We start from the raw sequence: 23,911 nt of genomic DNA on the forward strand, positions 1-23,911 counted from the left end.
CTAAATATTGATTATTTCAGACAATCCCTTAATTTATGCTCATGTTTTTTAGCATAAATAACAATGATTTATAAACACCATCTGACCATTAATTGAATCAAAAATAATCACAATAATCAGATTTGACATTTGCTGCAAAGGGAATATTAACCGCATATCAATACTGTCGTTGTTAAATCAACCCCCCTAAATAACTGGCAGTATTTATATATGTTCCCAACCGCTACAGCAGTAAATGTAGAGTGGGAGATTTTAGGCTTTTGGTATGCCTTCTCCCACTCTCTTTTTATTTATAACAACCTTGTATCTTAGAGGGTGTTTGAAAAGTTTTTAATGTATAAACAGACCCCTCTCCAAACCTCTCCCCGCTTCGGGGAGAGGCTTTGAAAACCCCCTTCCCTCGTAGGGAAGGGGGCAGGGGGGTTAGGTTTTTGGAGATTATCGGTTTCATCTAATACTTTTAAAACATCCTCTTAGAGGATGTTTGAAAAGCCTTTAATGTATAAATAAACCCCTCTGGTAAACCTCTCCCCGATGCGGGTAGAGGCTTTGAAACCCTCATTCCCTCCTAGGGACTTCCAAATAAAAAAATACTCAACCACCTAACGCAAAAATCTCTCAAACCCTTATTCCTCTGTGTCCTCTGCGCCTCTGTGGTTCGTTAATCAGGATAATTTATTTCTTGGAAGTCCCCTAGAGAAGGGGGGTTAGGTTTCTGGAGATTATCGGTTTCATCTAATACTTTTAAAACATCCTCTTAGAGGGTTTTAGCGCAGGTACGAGGCAGGTACGGAAAATTGCCTGAATTTCTATCATTAGTCAATTTTCAAAATTCAACAGAAATCGGTTTCTTTTAAAAACTCCAAAATTGCTGCATTCACCACATCAGCAGAACCAGTTGACGCATCATGATAACAGTTTTGCAAAATTTGTAAGCGAGAATTAGGCAAATGTTGATGTAATTTTTCTCCATGACTAACAGGAAACCAACTATCTTGATCACCCCATAAAACCAAAGTTGGACATTCAATATTTTTGAGATTATTTTGAATATTCTTCAGCATACTTGGCTGATTTTTTCGCAAATTCTCAATTTCTTGAGCAGCAATTTGTAACTCTTCAGCCACTTTTACCAAAGTCCCCGGAATTTCAATGAATGGGTAAGTAATCCAATAAATATCTTCTTCTGTTAATAATGAAGGATTATATAATACCTTGCGTCTTTCTGCTCCCATTACTTCTCTGACTAAAGGTGCAAACCAATATGCAAGACGTAAATCATCAATTGCATGAATAATTTCTATTGGTGTTTGTGCCAGTAAACCCATAGACCAATGAGGTAAAGTTTCTGTAAAAATAGGAGCGTTAATTACTACTAACCGTCCGATTAAATCAGGACTTTTACCAGCTAATCCCAGAGAAATTAATGCCCCTATAGATTCGGCGACAATTATCGGTGATTCATCACATAAAGCTTGAATAATACGTTTTAATTCAATAATTTGATGTCCTGTTTCTTCTCGACGAGATACGGGCTTTTCTGAAAAACCAAAACATTTAAAATCACAACAAATTACTCGAAAATGTCGAGATAATGGTTCAATACTATGCCGCCAATTATAACTCCAACTGCCTAAACCATGTAATAAAATCAGCGGTCTCCCGTTACCTTTTTCACCATAGGCTATTTGAATTGGATAACCTTGAGAATCATTAATAATCAGATTTTGCCGCCCTTGGGGAAAATTATCTTGCCACCAATCTTTCATAATTTTATAGATAAGTCATTTAACTACCAGTAAAAACTTGCCATAATATTCTTATTAATATCACGGGTATGGATATTAAAACAATAGCCAGTAGAAATAAGCCAATACTAAAAATGAGGATAAATGAATTATCTGCTTTTTGATTTTGATGCGGAGATTTTAAAGCTGCTTCCAATAAAATGATATTGTAATTATTCGCTCTCCAAGCAAAATCAAACAAATCTCCTAACATGGGAATAGCCCCAACCAAGGAATCTACAATCACATTCATTACCATCCGTCCTAATGTGGCTACGGGTACGCCTAATTGTGCGGCTTCCATGATAATATAAAATGAAAATATTAACCCTAAAGCATCACCACCTATGGGTAGTAATCCAATAATTGGATCTAACCCAACTCCTATTTGTGTTCCGGGAATAGTAATTATATTATCTAATAGTCCACTAAATTGACGTAGACGCTTTAATCGAGGTGCATAACCATCAGGTGTAATTACAAATGGTTCAGAAGAATTAGGCATTATTAATTATTTCCACTGACTGAGTAATCAACTTTCTTATTATCTCATTTTCTTAACTCAAATTTTTTCATATTTAGGGCTGCCTGAATAAAGCTAGAACCGTTTACCAATAAGGATTTTGCATATTTTTATCACAAAAAAGTGCAAGTTTTTAGCTAATGGTGTCTCAAAACAGTTGCATTTTTCCTGATCGGATATGTAGGTGGACACAATAAAACCAAACTGTGTAAAGAAACGCAAAATCGCTGAAAACTTCTTCACTCTTGCCTTTTGCCTTGCCATAACGACAATTTTCAACGCTAACCTACTTATGGGAAATTGAGGCTATCCAGGCTGAAACTGTTCCCTGTACCCAGTTAAGAGTTCCCTACCCTCACAGATAACTTTTATGGCTTACGCCGCGCTACGCTATCAGCAAACCCTACATATATCCAGGTATACTTGTTTTTTACGAGCTTGACTAATTCCCAAGTTGTTTGCAAATTTATCTCTCAACATATTTAAGCTCTGACTAGATTGAGTTATTCGGTGACAATCAACATTGATAATTTTTTTCTAGTCTACTACTCTATTGGTTCTATCAAGAAGGTTAAACCTATCTCTACTACAAAAAACTTCTATGACTCAAGATCTCACACAAAAATGGTTAACCGAAATTCAGTCTCTCACACAACAGATGACGAAATTTCAGCGGGAACGAGATGAAGCTTGGGAAAGTTCGCAAAAATGGCGACAACTTTATAATACCGAAGCAGAACAACGGCGCGTAGATGCAAAAATGCACCAAGAAGCTATAGTGTCTATAAAGGCTGAAGTCCAAAAATTTTCGGGTGTTAATGGGGAAACCGGAACTGATATGACTACAGCTATTCAGCAAGAAATTTCCCAGTTTAATTCTATAGAAGAGTTACAAACTAAATTGTTAGAAGTCATACAGGAACGTGATTGTCTATTACAAGCTTTGAAACTTGAGCAAGAAAATCACGCTCAAACTCGAAAAAGTCTTACTACAGCTTTAGGTGATGCTATTGATAGTTTAGCCCGTTTAAGAGCGGGCAGCAAAAATACAGGAGGTGATTGACACTCCCTAACCCTCCCCTTTATGAGGGGAGGGTTAGGGAGGGGTAAAACATTTGATACAGCAATCATTTCAATTATGTCATGCTTAGATCCCCGACTTCTTTAAGAAGTCGGGGATCTTAATTTGTCTTAATTTGAGAATAGTAGAAATTAACCGAAATGTTTGATGATTGCGTCTGCAAATTCAGAACACTTTAATGGTTGTACAGGTGGTTCCATTAACCGCGCTAAGTCATAAGTAACTTGACCATTGACGATCGCATCACCTAATCCTTTTTTAATTAAATCTGCGGCTTCTTGCCAACCCATATATTCCAGCATCATCACACCGGAAAGAATCACCGAACCGGGGTTAATTCTGTCTAACCCAGCGTGCTTTGGTGCTGTCCCATGAGTAGCTTCAAAAATCGCGCAGGAGTCGCCAATATTTGCCCCTGGACCCATGCCTAAACCGCCAACAATAGCAGCAGCAGCATCGGATAAATAATCACCGTTGAGGTTCATTGTCGCCAGAATAGAATACTCATCTGGTCGAGTTTGGATTTGTTGAAAGATACTATCAGCAATGCGATCATTGACCATGATTTTCTCTTTCCATTTGCCGTTTCCGTGACTGTCCCAAATTGTATTCAGAACGGTTTCAACTTCCTTGACAATTTGGGCTTTTTTCTCTGGAGTCAGAGAATCAAAACCAGGATCAATTTCATGGGCATTTTCTTCTAAGGAAATATTGGGGTTTTTCTCCTTATTACCCAAAATCCAAGATTCCCGTTCTGTCACGCACTCTTGACGGAATTCGCTGGTTGCTAATTCATAACCCCAATCCCGGAAAGCGCCTTCTGTGTATTTCATGATATTGCCTTTATGCACCAAGGTGACTTGTTGCTTATTTTTGGGCAATAACAAAGCGTGTTTAATAGCACGTCTCACTAAACGCTGAGAACCAGTTTTGCTGATGGGTTTGATACCGATACCAGCGTCGAGGGGAATTTGCTTTTTACCATGTTCTGGGGTAGCAGGTATTAATTCCTCATTCAAGAATTTTATCAGGCGATCGCCGATTTCACTACCTTGCTTCCACTCAATCCCCAAATAAATATCTTCCGTATTTTCCCGATAAACAATCACATCCAGTTTTTCAGGAGTTTTGTGGGGAGAAGGTGTCCCAGCGTAATAACGACAAGGACGCACGCAAGTATAAAGATCAAAGATTTGGCGTAATGCCACATTTAAAGACCGAATCCCCCCACCGACAGGAGTAGTCAAAGGACCCTTAATAGCTATGCCATATTCTTTAATCGCCGTCAATGTATCCTGGGGCAAATACTGGTATGTACCATAGAGATCACAGGCTTCATCACCAGCATAAACCCTAAACCAGCTAATTTTTCTTTTGCCCTTGTATGCCTTAGCGATCGCCGCATCAAGCACCTTTTCCGTCGCCGGCCAAATATCTATACCCGTACCATCACCGCGAATAAAAGGAATAATTGGATTTTCAGGAACAACCGGTTCACCATTTTTGAACGTAATTTTCGCGCCGATAGTGGGAGGAGTAATCTTTTCGTACATAATTCACACATTCCAAATAGAAGAAATTCACAAGTTCGTAGGGGCGCAGTGCCTGCGCCCTAAGATCCAGGTCTTGCGCCCTAAGATCATTACAGTAACCCCTGGATTCTATGACCCCTTACCTGATAAAGTATTGTTAGTTAGGATTTGCACAGTCCACTGGGAGTAATTTTTTCAGACACACACTCAAAGACTTTGCAAATTCACTTCGCTATTCGTCCTTCATTTTGTAGAATAACCGATAGCAATAGATAGTTTATTCACGCTCACGCTAACACGAGTAACGGCATGACAGACCCAATGATTGTATCAGGCACTACAAATGATCTCGACTCCCTCCGCCAAAAGTTAATCGCTGGGTCCGAAAAAGTCCAACAACAAATCATCCCGCAGTTAGCTGACTTGGGTAATGATGGGTTAGATGTGTTGAAGGAATTTTTGCTGAAACGTCGTGATACCCCAGCAACTTGGATTGATGGTAAAGTCTACCAAGTCATCTATAATACTAATGCACCGACAGATCAAGAATTTCTACAAACTAACTTTCCTGAAGGAATTGTACCTCTAAAATCGGACTGTGGGATCAGTTACAATTCTTTGCAAAAGTTACTTGCCAATCAGGATTTTCAAGCGGCTGATCTCTTGACAATTCAAAAAATGTGTGAAGCGGCAAGTCCCCAAGCAGTACAAAGAAAATGGCTATACTTTACCGAGGTAGAAGGTTTACCAATTCAAGACTTACGCACTATCAATCAACTCTGGGTAGTTCACTCAGAAGGTAAATTTGGCTTCTCTGTCCAGCGCGAAATTTGGTTAGGTTTAAGTAAAAATTGGGTCAACTTATGGCCAAAAATTAACTGGAAGAATGGTAACAACTGGACAAGATATCCCAACGGGTTCACCTGGGATTTAAGCGCTCCTAGAGGTCATCTACCGCTCTCTAACCAACTGCGCGGGGTACGAGCCATGTCTTCTCTATTATCCCATCCAGCTTGGATTAAGTAGACCTTTTACTTTGACACTCTCCGGTCTAAAGACGCGGAGACTCTATAGAGAGTTTCAGTCTATATCCCTCAGTTATCCCAGTTTCAGGCATATCTCCTTAAATATTTGGGTTCTTGCCCTGATTTCGTTTGCCCTGACGGGCGAAATCATATCTGACAAGCGTAACTTTCCGAGAGTCCCCCGGTAGCTTTTTACGTCTTTAGTGACAATCTAATTGTATCACGAATATTGAAGGCAATTAATTCGCCTGTGTGCGTTTTCCCCTTCGGTCTGAAGACGCGAAGCCTCCAACGCTACCGCGTTCCTCTTGTGGGTTTGCGAGGGAAGGGAAGCAATCACAACCCTTGGAATTGCTTCATTTCACTTCGTTCCATATGGCTAACGCCACGCTTACGCAATGACATTGTGTAATTAATTCTGTCTCACTACTTATTATTATTTTCGGATTGCACCACAAGAAATTTGAGGATATTCTTTTATTTGGAAGTCTCTAATCGCAATATATACGAGTTTGTTAGATCCCCAACTTGGTTGAGAAATCTGGAATCTGAAATTAATCAACTGCAATTTAGAGAAACTTAATAAGAGGAACATAAAATGCACGATATTTTAATTTTCCAAGATAAAACATTACTGAATCAAGCACTAACTCACCGTTCTTATGTCAACGAACACCCAGGAGAAGGTGAACACAACGAGCGTTTAGAATTTCTTGGTGATGCTATTCTCAATTTCTTAAGCGGTGAATATCTCTATCAACTTCATCCAGAAAAAGGAGAAGATGAATTAACTCGTCGTCGTTCTGCATTAGTAGATGAAAAACAATTAGCAAAATTTGCGATTGAAGTAGGTCTAGACTTGAGAATCCGTTTAGGACAAGGTGCAATTCTTGATGGAGGATATAATAATCCTAACTTATTAAGTAGTACCTTTGAAGCAGTTATTGGTGCTTATTATCTAGATAAAAATTGCAATATTGCATTACTTCGCCCTATTGTAGAAAAACTTTTTGCCTCTGTACCTGAGAATATTGTTGTATCTCGCTCTAATGTAGACTCAAAAAACCGCTTTCAGGAGTGGGTACAAAGTAGTGGTAACACAACTCCACCCAAATATGTTACAAGACAAATAGGTGGACAATCTCATACACCAATATTTGAGTGTGATATCTTTGAAGTAGTGAATGGGAAAGAAATATGGCGGGGAAAAGGACAAGGGCGCAATAAAAAAGATGCAGAAAAAGCTGCTGCTGAAAATGCGTTAGATAACTTGTAGAAAATGGTTATTAAATTGATAATTGTTGATTTTCTACTTGTATTGGCGAATATAATTCGCAGCTACACAGACAGAAACCATCTATTCCTGCTGTCCCGTAAGGGGGTGTTTGAAAAGTTATGATTGCTGTATCAAATATTTTACCCCTCCCTAGCCCTCCCCTTATAAAGGGGAGGGAACTGAATTTTCTTGTTTCAATAAAACCAAACTGTGTGAAGAAACGTAAAATCCCTGAAAACTTCTTTACTCTTGCCTCTTGCCTTGCTATGACGACAATTTTCAACGCTAACCTACTTAAGGGGGGTAACAATATGATGAAAATTACGGGATACCACTTTTAAAACATCCTCTAAGGGATACATGGATTTCAAACCCTTGATTTTTCACTAGTTCACGCAGGTAGACTTAGCCTGTGTAGTAGCGATTTATAATCGCCGGAAACTATTATTCATGACGAATACTGATGTTATTACTGAATATAAATGTTAATGTTCTATCATGATTCAGAATTGAGTAAGTCAGCTTAATCCAGTACATTTAATGTAATAGTGCTGGAACGGAGGAACCAAATTGTGGGGCGTATTTTTGTCTTGACTAATTCAGGAATTTAAGATTTAAAACTCAAATCAAATCTAAAATCAAGCAAAAAAAGGTATCTCTCAACCTTAGCCCGTCAGCTAACTTCGTAGGCATTGAGAGGAGACTGAAAAGACAGAATTTTAATTATTTCTGATCTTATCAGTGTCCAAGGTTGGTACTAGTTAATGTTTCCATAACCAAGCTTAACTCTGCTGAGGTGAAATAAATGATATTGCAACTAAATTTAGCTGCCATTGTTGCAGTTGCTGGAAAAGCTATTTGGAGAAAAACCAAACCAGTAATTTTTCAAGATACTTTCATATTTCCCGCACTGGGCTGTTTAGGAATTATTTTATTGTGGTGGGTAGTAGCACTAGCTAACCATGAATTAATGCCCACACCACCGGAAGCTTTAATTGCTAATTGGGACTATATCTTACATCCATTCTATGAGAGAGGTCCAGGTGATTTAGGAATTGGTTGGTTATTATTAGCCAGTTTACGGCGGGTAATATTAGGATTTGGTTTAGGGGCATTAGTAGCAATTCCCTTGGGTTTTTTGATTGGAATTTCGAGACCCGCAATGCTGGCTTTTAATCCCATTATTCAGATTTTCAAACCTGTATCACCCTTAGCCTGGTTGCCAATTTCTTTATCTCTGTTTAATTTAGCAGATCCTTCCGCTATTTTTGTGATTTTCATTACTTCCCTCTGGCCAACTATTATTAATACAGCATTAGGAGTTTCTAGTGTACCAAAAGACTATTTAGATGTAGCACAAGTTTTAGAAATGCCCCGTTGGCGACAGATTACTAAAATTATTCTACCTGCTAGTTTGCCTTATATTTTTACAGGTTTGCGAATTAGTTTAGGTATTGCTTGGTTGGTAATTGTGGCTGTAGAAATGTTGACAGGTGGCATAGGAATTGGCTTTTTTGTTTGGGATGAATGGAGTCGTTTAAATCTGAGTTCTGTATTTTTAGCAGTGTTTATAATTGGCTTAACTGGGTTGGTTTTAGATTACGGTGTGGGCAAACTTCAAGAGTTAGTTACTCACCGTCCAGGAAATTAATGATTTAAACGCTGATAGAAGATGATGAACGCGGATAAACGCAGATGAATTTGTACTTTCATAAAATCCCAAATGATAAATTATGACTGAAAATCATTTAACTCGCAGAGATTTTATTGCAGGAATAGGGGCGACAACTGCGGGAATAATATTATCATCCTGCGCTGTTTCGGGAGATAAATCTGCGAAGGGACTAACAGAAGAAGCTTTAGCGGTGATACCAGTAGTCAAATCCCAAGATTTAGAAAAACCGGACATTACTGTGGGTTATGTTCCTGTTAATGATTGTGCGCCATTTGCGATCGCTTGGAAAAAAGGATTTTTCCGCAAATATGGCTTAAATGTTACACTCAACCGCGAAGCCAGTTGGGCTACCTCCCGCGACGGCTTAATTTTCGGTCGTCTCGACGCTTCCCCCGTCGTCTCCGGTGCTGTTACCAACGCTAGAATAGGTGCAGAAGGGGCGCGTCATGCCCCCTTGTGTGCAGCAATGACCATCCACCGACATGGTAACGCCATGACCATGAATAGGGATATGTGGGACTATGGCATTCGTCCCTGGTATGAATATCAACAAAAATACGGTGATGGGGCTTTAGAAGCCTTTGGGAAGGACTTTCGCGGCTATTTTGACAAACAACCCCCAGAAAAGAAAATCTGGGCTGTAGTCCTCAGTTCTGCCATTTATGAATACTTTGCTCGCTATCTTTCTGCTGCTGCGGGTGTTGATCCTCTTAAAGAATTTCGGGTCATAATTGTTCCACCACCGCAAATGGTAACAAACATGAGAATTGGGGCAATGCAAGCTTACATGGTCGCCGAACCTTGGAATACTAGAGCAATTACAGGTAATGAAGGTATCGGTTTTACCTTTGCTCAAGGTAAGGAAATTTGGCACGGACATCCAGATAGACTCCTGGGTGTAATGGAATCTTTTATTGTTAATTATCCTAAAACCTACCGTTCTTTGGTAAAGGCAATGATTGAAGCTTGTCAATATTGTAGTAAACCCGAAAATCGTCAAGAAATAGCCGAATTACTGACAGAACGTTCTTTCACTGGGGCAAAACCTAAAACGCCAGGTGTGCCTATTACTAAGTTTACTGGACCGGGAATTATTGGCAATTATAATTATGGTGGTTTTGATGGCAAAGACCGCACTATTAAAGCAGATGATACCACAATTTTTTATGATCTTCCTAACAGTATTCCCCTCGAAAAAGGGGAACATTCTACATTTTTATGGCGTTCTCGAAGTCTTTGGTTAATGACTCAAGCAGCACGGTGGGGACAAATCAAAGAAATTCCTAAAAATGCTGAAGAAGTAGCCGCAAAAGGTTGGAGAACCGATTTATATCGAGAGATAGCCACAGAAATGGGAATTGAATGTCCCAAGGATGATTATAAAGTTGAACCTCCTGAAGCATTTATAGATAAAAAAGGATTTGATCCTAGTGATCCTGTAGGATATCTTCATAGTTTTGATATTCGTGCTAATTCTCCCTCTCAGTTTTTTCTCTCTTAAAAAATAGGTAATTAATCATGGAATATACAACTTTACCACATAATACTACTACAGAAACTTTGCCCCGTAATGGATTTTTAGAAATCGAAAATTTAGTTAAATCCTATCCAACCCAGGACAAAGGAAAATTCACAGTTTTAGATCATGTTAATTTGACCATTAATGAAGATGAATATATTTCTGTAATTGGTCATTCTGGTTGTGGTAAATCCACATTATTAAAAATAATTGGTGGTTTTGAAAAAGCTACATCTGGTTCAGTTCGCTTAGATGGAAAAGAGATTCGTAAACCAGGAGCCGATAGAATGATGGTATTTCAAAATTATTCATTATTACCTTGGTTAACTGTCCGCGAAAATATCCGTTTAGCAGTAGATGAAGTTTTGAAAAATGCCAATCGTGCCGAAAAAATTAGCATTGTCAATGAACATTTAGCAATGGTAAACTTAACCCCAGCCGCAGATAAATACCCTGATGAAATTTCTGGAGGAATGAAACAAAGGGTTGGTATTGCTAGGGCTTTAGCAATTCGTCCTAAAATGTTATTAATGGATGAACCTTTTGGGGCTTTGGATGCCTTAACTCGTGGTAAATTACAACGTCAAGTATTAGATATTTGGGAACATCATCGTCAAGCAGTCATGATGATTACCCATGATGTTGACGAAGCAATCTATATGTCAGACCGAATTATTTTGATGACGAATGGACCATCGGCAACAATAGGAGAAATTTTAAAAGTTCCTTTTGAACATCCCAGAGATAGAATAGCCATGCGTAACTCCACAGAATATTTTGAACTTCGCAATCATGCTCTGAATTTTCTTGATCAAAATTTTACACCAGAGTAGGGACAAACCCCCCGGTTGTTGCCCAGATTTGCTTAAATTTTTGGCGTTGCTGATAGCCTGCGTGGCGTAGCCATAAGTAATTGGACAAAAATATTTACAGTCATTGCGAGCGAAGGGAAGCAATCACAACCCCTGCGATTGCTTCATTTCGATTCGTTCCATTCCCAATAAAATTGTGTAATTAATTCTGTCTCACTACTTATCGAGGTATGAAATTCCCAAATTGAACCTTTAAAACTCAAACCTCAGTGCGTGATTGCGCCTTGGCGTGAGACTAAAATTCATACCCTTAATCAGCAACGCCAAATTTTTGTTCCCTAATTACCAGAGACAACTTTTAAGCCCGGAGAGTTTAAAATTTCAGTATTATCTTTTCTCACTATTAAAGTGGAGGTAGAATTTCCATCTTCAGTTATAGGTTGTTCTAAAATGTAGACATAATCCCCATTTTTCCAACCTGTAATACACTTACCATCTCGACAGGAGACTTTACCACCTGTTAACTGGAGACATTTACCATTAGTATCACATCCTTGATAACTGACATCCCCCGTACCATTAACTCCATTCCAAGAATCAGTATTACTCAAAGTAATTGTCCATTTATCATTACTTAAAGTTTGTGATTTACCACTTTGGGAATTACTGCTTGGTGATTTTTCCTCTACACCTGCATTTACAACTTCCATTTTTGTAATAATGGATTCTTTGCGAGTTTTACCACAAGGTTCTGCACTTTGACAATCACTCACTGATTGGATTTCATAAACGGCATTAACTTTTTTATTTAACACCTTTTTTTCATCAGCACACATTTCAAAAGTCGCTCCAACATTGTGTTCAATTCCTTTTTTATCTACTAAAGTGACGTAACACATTAAATCACCATTGACTAATTTTGTAACCGTTCCCTCCTTGGGTTTTATACTTATACCCGTTTTAGTATTTTTATCTAGATTATTACGAAAAAATTTTCTCTTATGTTCTTTATTATCTTTATTTCTTTGTGTTTCTGATGCTTGTTTATCTTCTTTTTCACTGACTGCTACTGGAGAAGTTTCCGTTGGACTTTCAGTAACACTATTACTCGAATTTTCTTGAACTGCAACCTTGGGTGTGTTACCACAACCTATCAAAGATACATAGCTAAGAATGACAGCAATTACGGGAATTAATTTTTTCATGGTGAAGTTACAATAGTGGAGAATATTCCCGTATTTTAACATAAACCTAAATTATACTTTTAATATTTATCGAGAATTTTCACATATATAAATCATGAATGATACTTGAGAAATTTTAAGATCATGGTGAGTTACGCTGTAGCTAACATACCCTAGTTATCAAAAATCAAATATTACTCCTATATCAGAATTTTTCTTAGATACGACCTGAATTAATTGATAATCTTTAAAACTACCAATAACCCGATAATGTATTGGTAACTTAACAAAACTTGGTTGATAAATCCAAGCATAACTCAAAATAGATAACTGAGAAACTGAATCTACATTTTTACCATATTGGGGTGTATAGAAGTAAATTAGCAGAGATTCTTTATCATTAAATCCTTTACCTTTAACAAAGTTAATCGGATGATTATGCAAAACTTTATTAATTGTTTCTTGTTTGTAAAATACTCTAAAATCTGGGTTGAAATCACCTAACAAACCTAAATTACCTGCTGTAGCTACAGATAACCAACAGCTAATTAATAAGCTACCTAGCCAATAATGAGAAGTTAGAAACTTACGGTGATAATAAAACTTACCTATCCAGATTAACGGCACAATTAAGCTACCAAAACCAGAAGATATCATCAGAATTGCATATTTGTGAATATTTACCTCACCCCAAACTAAAATACTTATTCCGGCTAAAACTAAAATTATGCCTAATATTCCCCAAGCATAACTGATATTTCTTGGTAAATAAATCATCTGATGAGATGAATATTGATCATCAAATCCTTTTTGGTAAATTTTTCCTAACCAATCTAAAGCCACCGCAGATAAAAAAGCAATAAATGGATAAAGGCAAAGACTATAATGAGATAAACGAGTGGAAAATATACTCAATTCAGTAAATAAGATAACGGGAAACCCGATTAATATTAACGGATATTTAGAAATTGAATGCCGAATTACTAATATTATTCCTAATAAACTGAAAAAGAACCAAGGAAAAGATTTTAAAGCTAGATTCCATACATAAAATAAAATGCCATTTCTATGTTGTTCATGACTACCTAGTTCTATAACAAATCCCAATAAAGCTCCAATACTATCGCTACCATAACGTAACCAGCTAAAATAAAGCCAAATTAAGGTAGGAATTAAACCGACTAAAAACCCTAAATACAACATAGGGTTAGTTAAGTGACGATGACGACGATGATCTATGATTAAATAAGGTAATAATGCCATCATCGGCAGAAAAATCATTAAACTTCTCATCAAAAAACCTAAGCCAAAACTCACCCCAGTGATAAAACCATATAAATATCGTTCTTGAGGATTTATATCAGATTTTAATAAAAAGAAAATTCCTATAAATACTAATAATATAGTTGGTAAATCTGGTGTTGATAACCGACAATATTGTATCCACAAAAATTCTACGCTGAGAATAATAATTCCCCAAAATGCTAATTTTTGAGATAAAAGAATTTCTCCCACTTTATAAATAACAAATATGCTCAAAATTCCCGCAATCATTGTCGGTATTCTCGCGGTTGTATCACTAACGCCAAATATTTGATAAAAAACAGCAATTAACCAATAAAAACCAGGGGTCTTATGATGAGGATGACCCCAAGGTGATACCCAATCACCTGTTTCCAACATTTGTCTAGCTCTCAAAGCATAAAGTGTTTCATCATGAGCCATGAGACTGGTTTCCCCAGAAGTAAATAACAATAAAGGGAGTAGCCAAATTAATAATTTGCAATATGGTAATTGCCAAAATAGCCGAATTAATTGGATAATATTGATGATTCGTGGTGATTTAAAAAACATTTATGAATTGTAAAATATAGTATTTTTCATGTAAAATAAGTGAAGTTATCAAAAATAACTTACCAATTAAAATACTAGCCAAAATTTCTAGATCAGGTAAAAAAGACATTTATGCTACTGCAACCAAATCAACGGATTAAGTTAGATGAATCGGATGATCTGTTATTCTATGATTACCCTCGCTTTGTCACTCATGTAGATGATGGTTTTATTCGACAACTGACTGATTTATATCGTCAGCGACTTCAAGAAAATATGCGTGTTCTTGATCTAATGAGTAGCTGGGTATCGCATCTACCTACAGAGATAAATTTTGCTCATGTACAAGGACATGGACTAAATGCTGAAGAACTAGCCCGAAATACTCGATTAAATCATTACTTTGTCCAAAATATCAATACAAATCTCCAGTTACCTTTTCCAGATCAAGACTTTGATGCTGTTATTAACTGTGTTTCTGTGCAATATATCCAATACCCAGAGGCTATATTTTCGGAAATACATCGCATTCTTAAACCTGGTGGGATAGCAATTATTAGTTTTTCTAACCGGATGTTTTTTCAAAAGGCAATTCAAGCCTGGCGAGATGGTTCGGAAGCTTTTAGAGTAGAATTGGTCAAGGGCTATTTTACCTCAGTTCCTGGATTCACGACCCCGGAAGTGATTTGTTCGACCTCAACAGCACCAATTTTCTTGCAGTGGTTGGGAGTAGCAGGTGGAGATCCTTTTTATGCAGTGATAGCTCAACGTCTCGCGTAGTTTTGGGTAGTTCACAAGTAAATTTTCTAGTTTGTAGGTGACAAAATAGCTGATAATTGCCTCACAAGCTCAAGTATCAAGGAGAATCCAAAAATGGTTATAAATCGTGGACGGAGAGTTTTAGCTGCTGTACTGCTATCAGTTGTACTACTGACTACAGCTTGCGCGACAAAAGCACCCAGTCGTTTTGATCAAGTACAACAGGAAAGTACAAAGCAAAGAAGTGGACAGGCAGTAGTTAAAAGTGCAACTCAGGGTAGTCAATTAAATAAATTCTTCCCCAGTGGCGGAGATGGTTATGATCGAGTCTACACCCAAGAGAAAAAGGGCTTTTCTGAGGCAAACTTGAAAAAGGATGGCAAAGTAGTTGCCCAACTCGCTATTTCTGATACTAGTAGCATACCTGGGGCAGCGACTAAATTTGCTAATAGCACCGAAAAAATAGGTGGTTATCCCGCAGTAAAAGTCGGTAATACTCAAACTTCTGTGCTAGTGAATAAGTACCAAGTGAAGGTGATTTCTAAAAGTCCATCATTTACTGCGAGCGATTCGCGCAGCCTGGATAGAAAAATTTAATCTTGATGGTTTAGCAAAGTTGAAATAGTTTAATCGCTTCCCTAACTAACAACCGACGTTAATACAAAACATACATAAGGAGAATCTTGTGAGTAAACCAATTCAGCAGCTAGTTGACGAACTACCAACCAGTAACTTGACTGTTTCCATGTTGAACGCTTTAGATTTTGTTGCTCCTGGTGAATGGCAAAATACAGTTGGTTTTGTGAATACCATTAAAACTGTTACCGGGGAAACTGACGAAGACTTAATTCAACAAATTGGCGAAAGAGCAATTTATTTATTTAACGACAAATCCCAAGGATATCAAACCGCCCTCTGGCTGTATCAAACTGTTGATGGTGCAGATAAGGCTTTGGGTGCAGCAGCTTTGGCTAACAAAATTGGGGAATCAATTCCCCTGCTCGGTTTTTTAAACTCTCTGACTCCCAAACCAGATAAAGCTCAAACCATTGACTTAACTCTAAAATTAGTCGCTGAAGTCGTCGCTTTTTGTCAAATTAATGGCATTCCTGGAGATAGTATCGGCGATTTTGTCGGTGCTTTAGGTGAATATGGTGGTGAGTCACTTATCCGCATGGTGGCATTAGTTTGTGTTGATGGTTTAATACCCCTTGGTCCTGATTTTATTAACAAAGCCCTCTCTTTGATTAGTCAAACAAGTCCCCAAGATTTAAACCAAAGCCCGACTTTCCAAAGCATCAAAAATACTATTCCCGGTAATAGCGATGCTGGTAAACTCAACTTTATTGGGGAAAGTTTTGATTCAGTTAAAGGTTGGATGAGTGGGCTGGTTAGCGGTCATGATCTAACCCCACAAAAAGTAATTGGTAATTTGCAATCTTTCACGCAAATTGCTGATGACAAGCTAGACTATCTAGCAGCATTTATAGATGTGTCTACGAATTACTATGAACACACAGGAACTCAGACTTTAGCCCGACGTTTAATTGAACGAGCCGTAGCTGAAATTTAGTCTGTAGGGGCGCAGGGTCTGCGCCCTCTATTTTATTGAATTCTAGCGATAACCACTATATTTTGAAGTACAAGAAGAAATAATTAACCGCAGATGGAAGAAGATGGACGCAGATAAACGCAGATAAATTTGGACTTCATCCTTTTAAATCTGAGTCTTTATGAGTATAAGTATGACAGCTTGTCTTTTGACACAATTTCTATTTATAGGGAAAATGGAAATTAGTGATTGTTATTACCGGGTGTGAGTCCAAAAATATGAATAAGAATTTTTTCCTACCAGTTTATTTACTAAGTTTACTGGTATCATTTCCTGCTGTAGGGGCTGATAATGAAAATAATCAAAATGCAGTCAATTTAGATATTCCTAGTTTAAGTGAAATTGAATTAACCGCCACAAATGCTCAATTATTAACCCAACAACCAACAGTAGAAGTTAAGTCAGAACCCGCCCCAGAACCAGATTTAACTCCTACAGACGATGCAGATATTTCCATAGACACCATTGGGGAAAAAGATGTTCTCCCTGAATCTACTCCCACTTATGTAATTGAACAAGAAGAAATTCAAAAACAGGGGGCAACGAGTGTTGCTGATGTTTTAAAAAGAATGCCCGGTTTTGCTATCAATGATGTTGGACATGGTGCAGATATTCACACAGGTACATACTATCGAGGAGCTTCAATTAATCAATCCATATTCCTGATTAATGGTAGACCAATTAATAGTAATATCAGTACATATCATGGTGCAACTGATTTAAATAGTATTCCGATAGAGGCTATTGAAAGAGTCGAATTATATAGCGGTACAGCTTCTTCTCTATATGGTTCTTCAGCCTTTGGCGGAGTTGTCAATATCATTACCAAAGAAGGTTATGGCAAGCCAAAATTAAATGCTAGTGCAGAATTTGGCTCATTGAACTTAAATAATCAACAGGTAACTTATAGTGGGGCAACGAATAAAGTAAAATACAATTTTAGCTTTGAAAGGTTCTTTATAGATAATCGTTACCGCGTTCCTATTGGTGCGGCAAATCGTGATTCTCAAGGATATTTATTTAATGCAGATACAGCTACCAGCACTTATTTTGGTAGCATAGGTGTAGATTTAGATCCTAAAAACTCTTTGAATTTAGATGTAACTACCCTGAGTAGTCGTCGGGGGTTAATTTATTTTGGGTTTCCCTTACAAAAAGACCGATTAGATCATGATGGTTTGAATATTGGATTATCTTGGAAGACTCGACTGGGTAAGGGAGAAAATTCTCATTTAACAACTACATTGGGTTACAACCGAGATTATTTTAGCACATACGGACCAACGGGAGCGACATTTTACCGAACCGGAATTTTAGATACACAACAATTAAAAGCTAGGATAGATCATGAATGGAAAATTACCCCTAATAATCAATTGCGCTGGGGTTTAGATTTAAAAAATACTGATTTAATTGGCGATGTTTTGAGTACGAATCCTGCCCTAATTGCTAAAAACGAAAGAGAAGATAGAAGTACATTTAATACGGCTTTATTTGCTGTCAATATTTGGCAACTTAGCGATGCTTTGCAAGCAGATTTAGGGGTAAGACAAAACTTTGATAGTCAATTTGGGAGTTATTTTAATCCTAGTGTTGGGTTACGTTATGCAGTCAATCCAGCTATTGCAGTGCGGGGAAGTTGGGCAGGGGCGCAGCGCAATCCAGGGTTAGATCAATTATATGTTTTTGATACAGTTCATAATTGGAATTCTAACCCAGATTTAAAACCAGAAACAGGTTCTACTTGGACGGCGGGAATAGATGTGAGATTGTCTGCAAATTTGTTAGGACAATTTACTTATTTTGGCAATAGTTTAGATAATCGGTTGGGAGTAATTAATGGCAGATGGGAAAATATTGGTTTAGTAGATACCAATGGTTTAGAAGCAGCATTGCAATTAAAAATTGCCAGTGCATGGTCAACTTTTATTAACTATACTTACACAGATGCTCAAATCAAAACAGGCACAGAAAAGGGATTACAATTAGGCTTAATTCCCTATTCTTCACTACAAGCTGGAATTGGTTATCAAAAGGATGGATGGCAAGGTAATTTATATGCTACTTATAATAGCGGTACTCGTCGTTCTGTTTTTAATAATGCTGGAGCAGGAGAAAAAAGTACAGATTTTGCCCCGTCTTTCTTTAATTTAGATTTGAGTGGACGGATTCCTGTAAATAAAAACTTGGGATTAACTTTTTACTTAGAAAATCTTCTCGGTGAACAATATGAACGAGTGAATCGGATATATAGTCCTGGTTTTACTTTCCGTGTGGGTCTAACTTCTAGTTTGTAGGCAACTTTCCCTCAATTTAGGTACAATCTATAAGCTGACATAACCTTGACTTAACCAAAATGACAAGCATCTCCACCCCTACCCTGAAAATCCCCGAACTCCTAGCACCTGCGGGTAACTGGGAATGCGCTCAAGCCGCAGTAGAAAATGGTGCGGATGCGATTTACTTTGGTTTAGAAAAGTTTAACGCGAGAATGAGGGCTGAGAATTTCACAGAAGCAGATTTACCCGAATTAATGGAATTTTTGCACCTGCGGGGAGTCAAAGGTTATATCACTCTGAATACCTTGATTTTCCCCCAGGAACTAACGGAAGCACAACAATACCTCAAAACTATCATTTCTGCCGGTGTTGATGCCGTCATTGTGCAAGACGTGGGTATTTGTCGGCTGATTCGTCATCTTTCCCCTGACTTTCCAATTCATGCTTCTACCCAAATGACTATTACCAGTGCTGCGGGGGTAGAATTTGCTAAATCTTTGGGTTGTCAATTGGTAGTTTTGGCGCGAGAATGTTCGATTTCGGAAATTAACAAAATTCAACAACAAATATCTCAAAAAAATACTTCCCTACCTTTAGAAGTTTTTGTTCACGGTGCTTTGTGCGTCGCATATTCTGGACAATGTTTAACCAGTGAATCACTAGGAGGACGTTCTGCAAATCGGGGAGAATGCGCTCAAGCTTGTAGAATGCCTTATGATTTAATTGCAGATGGAGAAGTTGTGAATTTAGGCGATCGCAAATATTTATTAAGTCCTCAAGATTTAGCAGGTTTAGACGTTTTACCAGAGTTAGTAAAATCTGGAGTGACTTCTTTGAAAATTGAAGGACGGTTGAAAGCACCGGAATATGTTGCTAATGTAACTCGCGTTTATCGTCAAGCTTTAAATCAACTATTAGAAACAAATGTAGAGACGTTTTCTAGTCGAAAGAAAGACCAATATAAGTTAGAAATGGCATTTTCTCGCGGACTATATACAGGTTGGTTTGAGGGAATTAATAATCAAGAGTTAGTGCATGGGAGATTTGGTAAAAAACGCGGTGTTTATTTGGGAGAAGTTACCCGAATTAGAAATGCCGAAATAACAATAAAGTTAGAAGCACCTGTCAAACCGGGAGATGGGATTGTTTTTGATTGCGGACACCCAGAAAGGAAGGAAGAAGGGGGACGAATATATGCAGTTATTCCTAATGGTCAGGATGTCATTTTAACTTTTGGCAGAAATGATTTAAATTTCCATAATATCCATATAGGTGATAGAGTTTGGAAGACAAATGATCCCGAATTAGATAAACAAATCCGTCAAAGTTATACTGGAGAACATCCCCAATTTACCAGACCGATTAATATCGAAGTACATGGAGAGATTGGCGAAAAATTAATAGCTATATCCCGTGATCAATCTTGGAATATAGTGCAAGTAGAATCAGAAATATTGATAGCTGAGGCACATACAAAACCCCTCTCAACAGAAAGATTAAAAGAACAATTTGGCAGGTTAGGAAATACACCTTTCCATTTAGACAATTTTATAAATAGTCTCAACGGGAATATTATGTTACCTGTGAGTGAGTTAAATCGAATGCGTCGGGAGATAGTTAGCAAATTAGAGGAATTAAGAAGTAGACCCAAACTTTGGGAATTAAATCATCACGGAAAATGGCAAGATTTAATTAGTTCTAAATCTACACCAATTTCCGCTTCCCCTTCCCTGATTGTTTTGGTGAGAAACATCGAACAATTAAAAGCAGTATTAACAACAGATATCAAAACTATATATTGTGAATTTGAAGATCCTCGCAATTATAAAGAAGCAGTAAAAATAGTGCGAGAATCAAAACAGGAAGAAATTAGTATTTTTGTCGCACCACCCCGGATAACCAAACCTGGAGAAACCTGGATTTTAAAACAAGTTCTTGCTTCCCAAGCTGATGGTTATTTAATTAGAAATTATGACCAATTAGAATATTTTGCGAATGAAAGATGTGTTGGTGACTTTTCCTTAAATATTGCTAACCCTTTAACCGCAGATTACTTTAAAAACCGCTTTAATTTAGAACGATTAACAGCATCTTACGACTTAAATATTAATCAACTGGAAGATCTAATTACCAATTACCCAGCACAAAATTTTGAAGTCACAATTCATCAACATATCCCAATGTTTCACATGGAACATTGTGTATTTTGCGCTTTTCTGTCTGAAGGAACAGATTACACCAATTGTGGTAGACCTTGCGATACACAAGCGGTTACAATCAGAGATAGGGTAGGTAGTGAACATATTCTCAAAGCAGACGCAGGATGTAGAAATACAGTATATAACGCCACAGCACAAACCGGAGCAGAATATGTGCAACGGCTGATTTCATTGGGTTTACAGCACTTACGGATTGAATTTGTCAGCGAAACACCAGAACAAGTACAAAAAACAATACATAGCTATCAGAAATTACTCCAAGGAGAAATCATCGGTTCGCAACTGTGGAGAGAATTGAAGCTACAAAACCAATTAGGTGTGACTCGTGGTGCATTGGGGATAATGTAGCTAAATGGCAATAAGTAGTATTACAATACTTATGCACCTTGATTACTACTTTTTATGTCCAGTTTAATGCCTCAGTGTCAGCAATTGCAAGCACAAGTTGAATCTATTCTCCAACTTCTACAGCAAGAAGCAGCTTTGCGTTCTCAAGATATTACATCTGTGCAAATTTCTTTGGATAAAGCAGTTTCTCCTAAGTTTGAAATTGTATTTGCTGGTGCTTTTAGTGCGGGTAAATCCATGTTGATTAATGCCCTATTAGAGAGGGAATTATTATATAGTGCAGAAGGACACGCGACTGGTACAGAATGTAAAATTGAATATGCACCTGTAGATTCAGAAAGAGTTGTTTTAACCTTTTTGAGTGAAAAAGAAATTCAAGAACAAGCGGTGTTTTTGTGTCAACAATTGGGATTTAATACCGTAGAGAATATCAATAAACAAGATGTAGTTGATTTATTGCATCAAGGTTGTACAGCAATTATTCAACAAGAAGGAGGAGAGAGTAAATCAGAACGTGCAAAACAAGCAAAAGCATTAATTTTGCTATTAGAAGGATATGTTGCAAACAAAGAAAGAATTAACAGCTTTAATAATGCTACATACTCAATGGAACAGTTTAATTTTACCAACCTCAAAGAAGCCGCAGGATATGCACGCAGAGGTAGTAATAGCGCGGTTTTGAAACGAATTGAATATTATTGTTATCATCCTCTTTTAGAAGATGGTAACGTGATTATAGACACCCCAGGAATTGATGCACCAGTCGAAAAAGATGCACAATTAACATATCAAAAAATTCAACATTCAGATACATCAGCAGTAGTTTGTGTTCTCAAACCTGCGTCAGCAGGAGATATGACAAAGGAAGAAACCCAACTGTTAGAAACAATGCGGGAAAATGCGGGGATAAGAGACAGGGTTTTTTATATCTTTAACCGCATTGATGAAACTTGGTACAATAACCAACTCAGACAACGGTTAGAAGATTTAATTAACAGTCAATTTCGAGATACTACTAGAGTTTATAAAACTAGTGGTTTGTTAGGATTTTACGGAAGTCAAATTAAACAAACAACGCGATTAGATAGATTTGGTTTAGATTCGATTTTTGCAGAAAGTGTTAAAGGTTTAGATAGTAAAGAAGAAACACCACAATTTGTTTTTGCTTTTAATAATTACTGCGTTGCTTCAGGTAAACTTTCTCCCAGTCAATTTAGAATTTCTCTTCATGGTTATGAAACGTCTAATGATAACTATGTGAGAATTTTAAGCGAACAGGGAACACCATTAATTAACCAACTCATTCAAGATAGTGGTGTTGAAGAATTTCGGACATCAATTACTCGCTATCTGACAGAAGAAAAACGTCCCCAATTATTCAAAAACCTCGCAGATGATTTAGAAGATATTTGTATCAAACTCAAAAAACACTATCAAAGTGTGCAAATTGATTTAGATAGTCAACCGCGAGAAATCGAAAGTATGAAAGAATATGAGTTGCAAAAATTAAATCAGCAACTCCAGCAAGTTGGGAGAGATTTTAATCAGCACATTCATGATGAAGTTAACAGATTAATTAATAATAATTGCGAAGAATTTGAAACAGATTTTCGACAATTACAATCACGGATGATTCGTCGTCTTGATGAATTATTAGATACATTTTCCGTTGCAGAAGCTTATCGTCGCGCAACTTTGAGTCATCCTAGAAACGCAACCGCACCCTTATTAGCTATTTTAGTAGAGGCTTTTTATTACCTATCAAATCAGTTGGAAGATATTTTAATAGAATCTTGTCAACAGGTAATTAGTAATCTATTCCAACAATTAATGGCCAAGATTAGAAAAGCAGAATATTACCGTCAATTATATCGTTTGTTGGGTAATGATGGGGGAATTGAATTACAGGTAAAAGAGATAGAAAAACTGATTACTCAATCTTTGGTAACTGCTGCTAGTGTTGAATGCGATCGCTTTGTCAGAGAAAGCCCCAGATTTTATAATGAAGGAACTTTTTCTATCTATCAATTTCGACAAGTATTAGAACAAACTTCGCAAGGTTACGACGCAGAAAGTATTGTTGACGCTGAACCTGCAATTAGACAATTATTAAAGTTAGATTTTGAACCGAAAGTTTCTTACAGTATTCGTCAATCTTTCCGTCAAACCATCAACCAAAGTATTAAAATTCAGTTGTTACCAATGGTGGAAAAACAAGCAGATGAGATATTACAACAATATACTTATGCGCGGGCTTATTTAGAGAAAACATTGCAACAAGAAGCTGAGGAAAAGATTGCTAATAATCAACGTTTGTTGAGTCAGGTTGCGGGGAAAATCGAGGAGTATAATACAGCAGTTGCGGGAATTAATGGCTGTTTACAAGCGATGCAGTTGTATGAACATTTGTTGCCGATAATTGGGGAGGAAGAGGTATAATGTGTTGG

General features: G+C 37.4%; 16 protein-coding genes, 1 pseudogene and 1 riboswitch. Of the genes and pseudogenes, 12 read left to right on the forward strand and 5 right to left on the reverse strand.

Features of this window, described 5'->3' with window-relative positions; all coding sequences use genetic code 11:
- Positions 1-833: 833 nt before the first annotated feature.
- Positions 834-1,769, reverse strand: coding sequence for an alpha/beta fold hydrolase (locus NG743_RS23435; protein WP_027401599.1), 936 nt, complete (start codon positions 1,767-1,769; stop codon positions 834-836).
- Between the two features lie 19 nt (positions 1,770-1,788).
- Positions 1,789-2,292: a DUF4112 domain-containing protein gene (locus NG743_RS23440; protein WP_027401598.1), complete on the reverse strand. Its 504-nt coding sequence runs from the start codon at positions 2,290-2,292 to the stop codon at positions 1,789-1,791.
- A gap of 619 nt (positions 2,293-2,911) precedes the next feature.
- Here NG743_RS23440 and NG743_RS23445 point away from each other — a divergent pair.
- The gene (locus NG743_RS23445) at positions 2,912-3,373 is read left to right on the forward strand and encodes a hypothetical protein (RefSeq protein ID WP_257120990.1); all 462 of its coding nucleotides are present in this window, start codon (positions 2,912-2,914) and stop codon (positions 3,371-3,373) included.
- Positions 3,374-3,522: 149 nt separating this feature from the next.
- Here NG743_RS23445 and NG743_RS23450 read toward each other — a convergent pair whose 3' ends face one another.
- The gene (locus tag NG743_RS23450; RefSeq protein WP_027401596.1) at positions 3,523-4,944 is read right to left on the reverse strand and encodes an NADP-dependent isocitrate dehydrogenase; all 1,422 of its coding nucleotides are present in this window, start codon (positions 4,942-4,944) and stop codon (positions 3,523-3,525) included.
- A 288-nt stretch (positions 4,945-5,232) separates the two neighbouring features.
- Between NG743_RS23450 and NG743_RS23455 the strand changes: the two genes are divergently transcribed.
- The 5 genes from NG743_RS23455 (at position 5,233) to NG743_RS23475 (ending at position 11,251) form a co-directional block, all read left to right on the forward strand.
- A complete protein-coding gene (locus NG743_RS23455) occupies positions 5,233-5,949 on the forward strand; it encodes a GUN4 domain-containing protein (protein WP_027401595.1) in 717 nt (238 codons plus the stop codon).
- Between the two features lie 597 nt (positions 5,950-6,546).
- Entirely contained in the window at positions 6,547-7,224 is a 678-nt protein-coding gene (gene rnc / locus NG743_RS23460) for a ribonuclease III (protein WP_027401594.1), read from the forward strand.
- Positions 7,225-7,734: 510 nt separating this feature from the next.
- Positions 7,735-7,931, forward strand: a riboswitch (cyclic di-AMP (ydaO/yuaA leader).
- Positions 7,932-8,029: 98 nt separating this feature from the next.
- Positions 8,030-8,875: a nitrate ABC transporter permease gene (gene ntrB / locus NG743_RS23465; protein WP_027401592.1), complete on the forward strand. Its 846-nt coding sequence runs from the start codon at positions 8,030-8,032 to the stop codon at positions 8,873-8,875.
- Positions 8,876-8,957: 82 nt separating this feature from the next.
- Positions 8,958-10,400, forward strand: coding sequence for an ABC transporter substrate-binding protein (locus NG743_RS23470; protein WP_027401591.1), 1,443 nt, complete (start codon positions 8,958-8,960; stop codon positions 10,398-10,400).
- A 17-nt stretch (positions 10,401-10,417) separates the two neighbouring features.
- The gene (locus NG743_RS23475) at positions 10,418-11,251 is read left to right on the forward strand and encodes an ABC transporter ATP-binding protein (protein ID WP_027401590.1); all 834 of its coding nucleotides are present in this window, start codon (positions 10,418-10,420) and stop codon (positions 11,249-11,251) included.
- 317 nt (positions 11,252-11,568) lie between these two features.
- Here NG743_RS23475 and NG743_RS23480 read toward each other — a convergent pair whose 3' ends face one another.
- On the reverse strand, positions 11,569-12,435 hold the full coding sequence (locus NG743_RS23480) for a hypothetical protein (protein ID WP_193964925.1): 867 nt from the start codon (positions 12,433-12,435) through the stop codon (positions 11,569-11,571).
- Between the two features lie 159 nt (positions 12,436-12,594).
- Positions 12,595-14,268 carry an ArnT family glycosyltransferase gene (locus tag NG743_RS23485; RefSeq protein ID WP_257120991.1) on the reverse strand — a complete coding sequence of 558 codons (1,674 nt, stop codon included), beginning with the start codon at positions 14,266-14,268 and terminating at the stop codon, positions 12,595-12,597.
- 111 nt (positions 14,269-14,379) lie between these two features.
- On the opposite strand from NG743_RS23485, the gene NG743_RS23490 reads away from it, so the two are divergent.
- From NG743_RS23490 to NG743_RS23515, 6 genes and pseudogenes are all read left to right on the forward strand, one after another.
- Positions 14,380-15,027 carry a class I SAM-dependent methyltransferase gene (locus NG743_RS23490; protein WP_190383727.1) on the forward strand — a complete coding sequence of 216 codons (648 nt, stop codon included), beginning with the start codon at positions 14,380-14,382 and terminating at the stop codon, positions 15,025-15,027.
- Positions 15,028-15,120: 93 nt separating this feature from the next.
- Positions 15,121-15,631, forward strand: a pseudogene (locus tag NG743_RS23495) (hypothetical protein).
- A 60-nt stretch (positions 15,632-15,691) separates the two neighbouring features.
- Positions 15,692-16,579, forward strand: coding sequence for a hypothetical protein (locus NG743_RS23500; protein WP_027401585.1), 888 nt, complete (start codon positions 15,692-15,694; stop codon positions 16,577-16,579).
- Between the two features lie 257 nt (positions 16,580-16,836).
- Entirely contained in the window at positions 16,837-18,915 is a 2,079-nt protein-coding gene (locus NG743_RS23505; protein ID WP_257120992.1) for a TonB-dependent receptor plug domain-containing protein, read from the forward strand.
- 59 nt (positions 18,916-18,974) lie between these two features.
- Complete coding sequence (locus NG743_RS23510) at positions 18,975-21,464, forward strand: U32 family peptidase (RefSeq protein WP_027401583.1); 2,490 nt, start codon at positions 18,975-18,977, stop codon at positions 21,462-21,464.
- 54 nt (positions 21,465-21,518) lie between these two features.
- Positions 21,519-23,903 (forward strand): dynamin family protein, encoded by a 2,385-nt coding sequence (locus NG743_RS23515; RefSeq protein WP_257120993.1) that lies wholly within the window; start codon positions 21,519-21,521, stop codon positions 23,901-23,903.
- The last annotated feature ends 8 nt before the right edge of the window (positions 23,904-23,911 follow it).

The sequence above is a fragment of the Dolichospermum heterosporum TAC447 genome, from assembly GCF_024584745.1.
GTDB classification, from domain to species: domain Bacteria; phylum Cyanobacteriota; class Cyanobacteriia; order Cyanobacteriales; family Nostocaceae; genus Dolichospermum; species Dolichospermum heterosporum.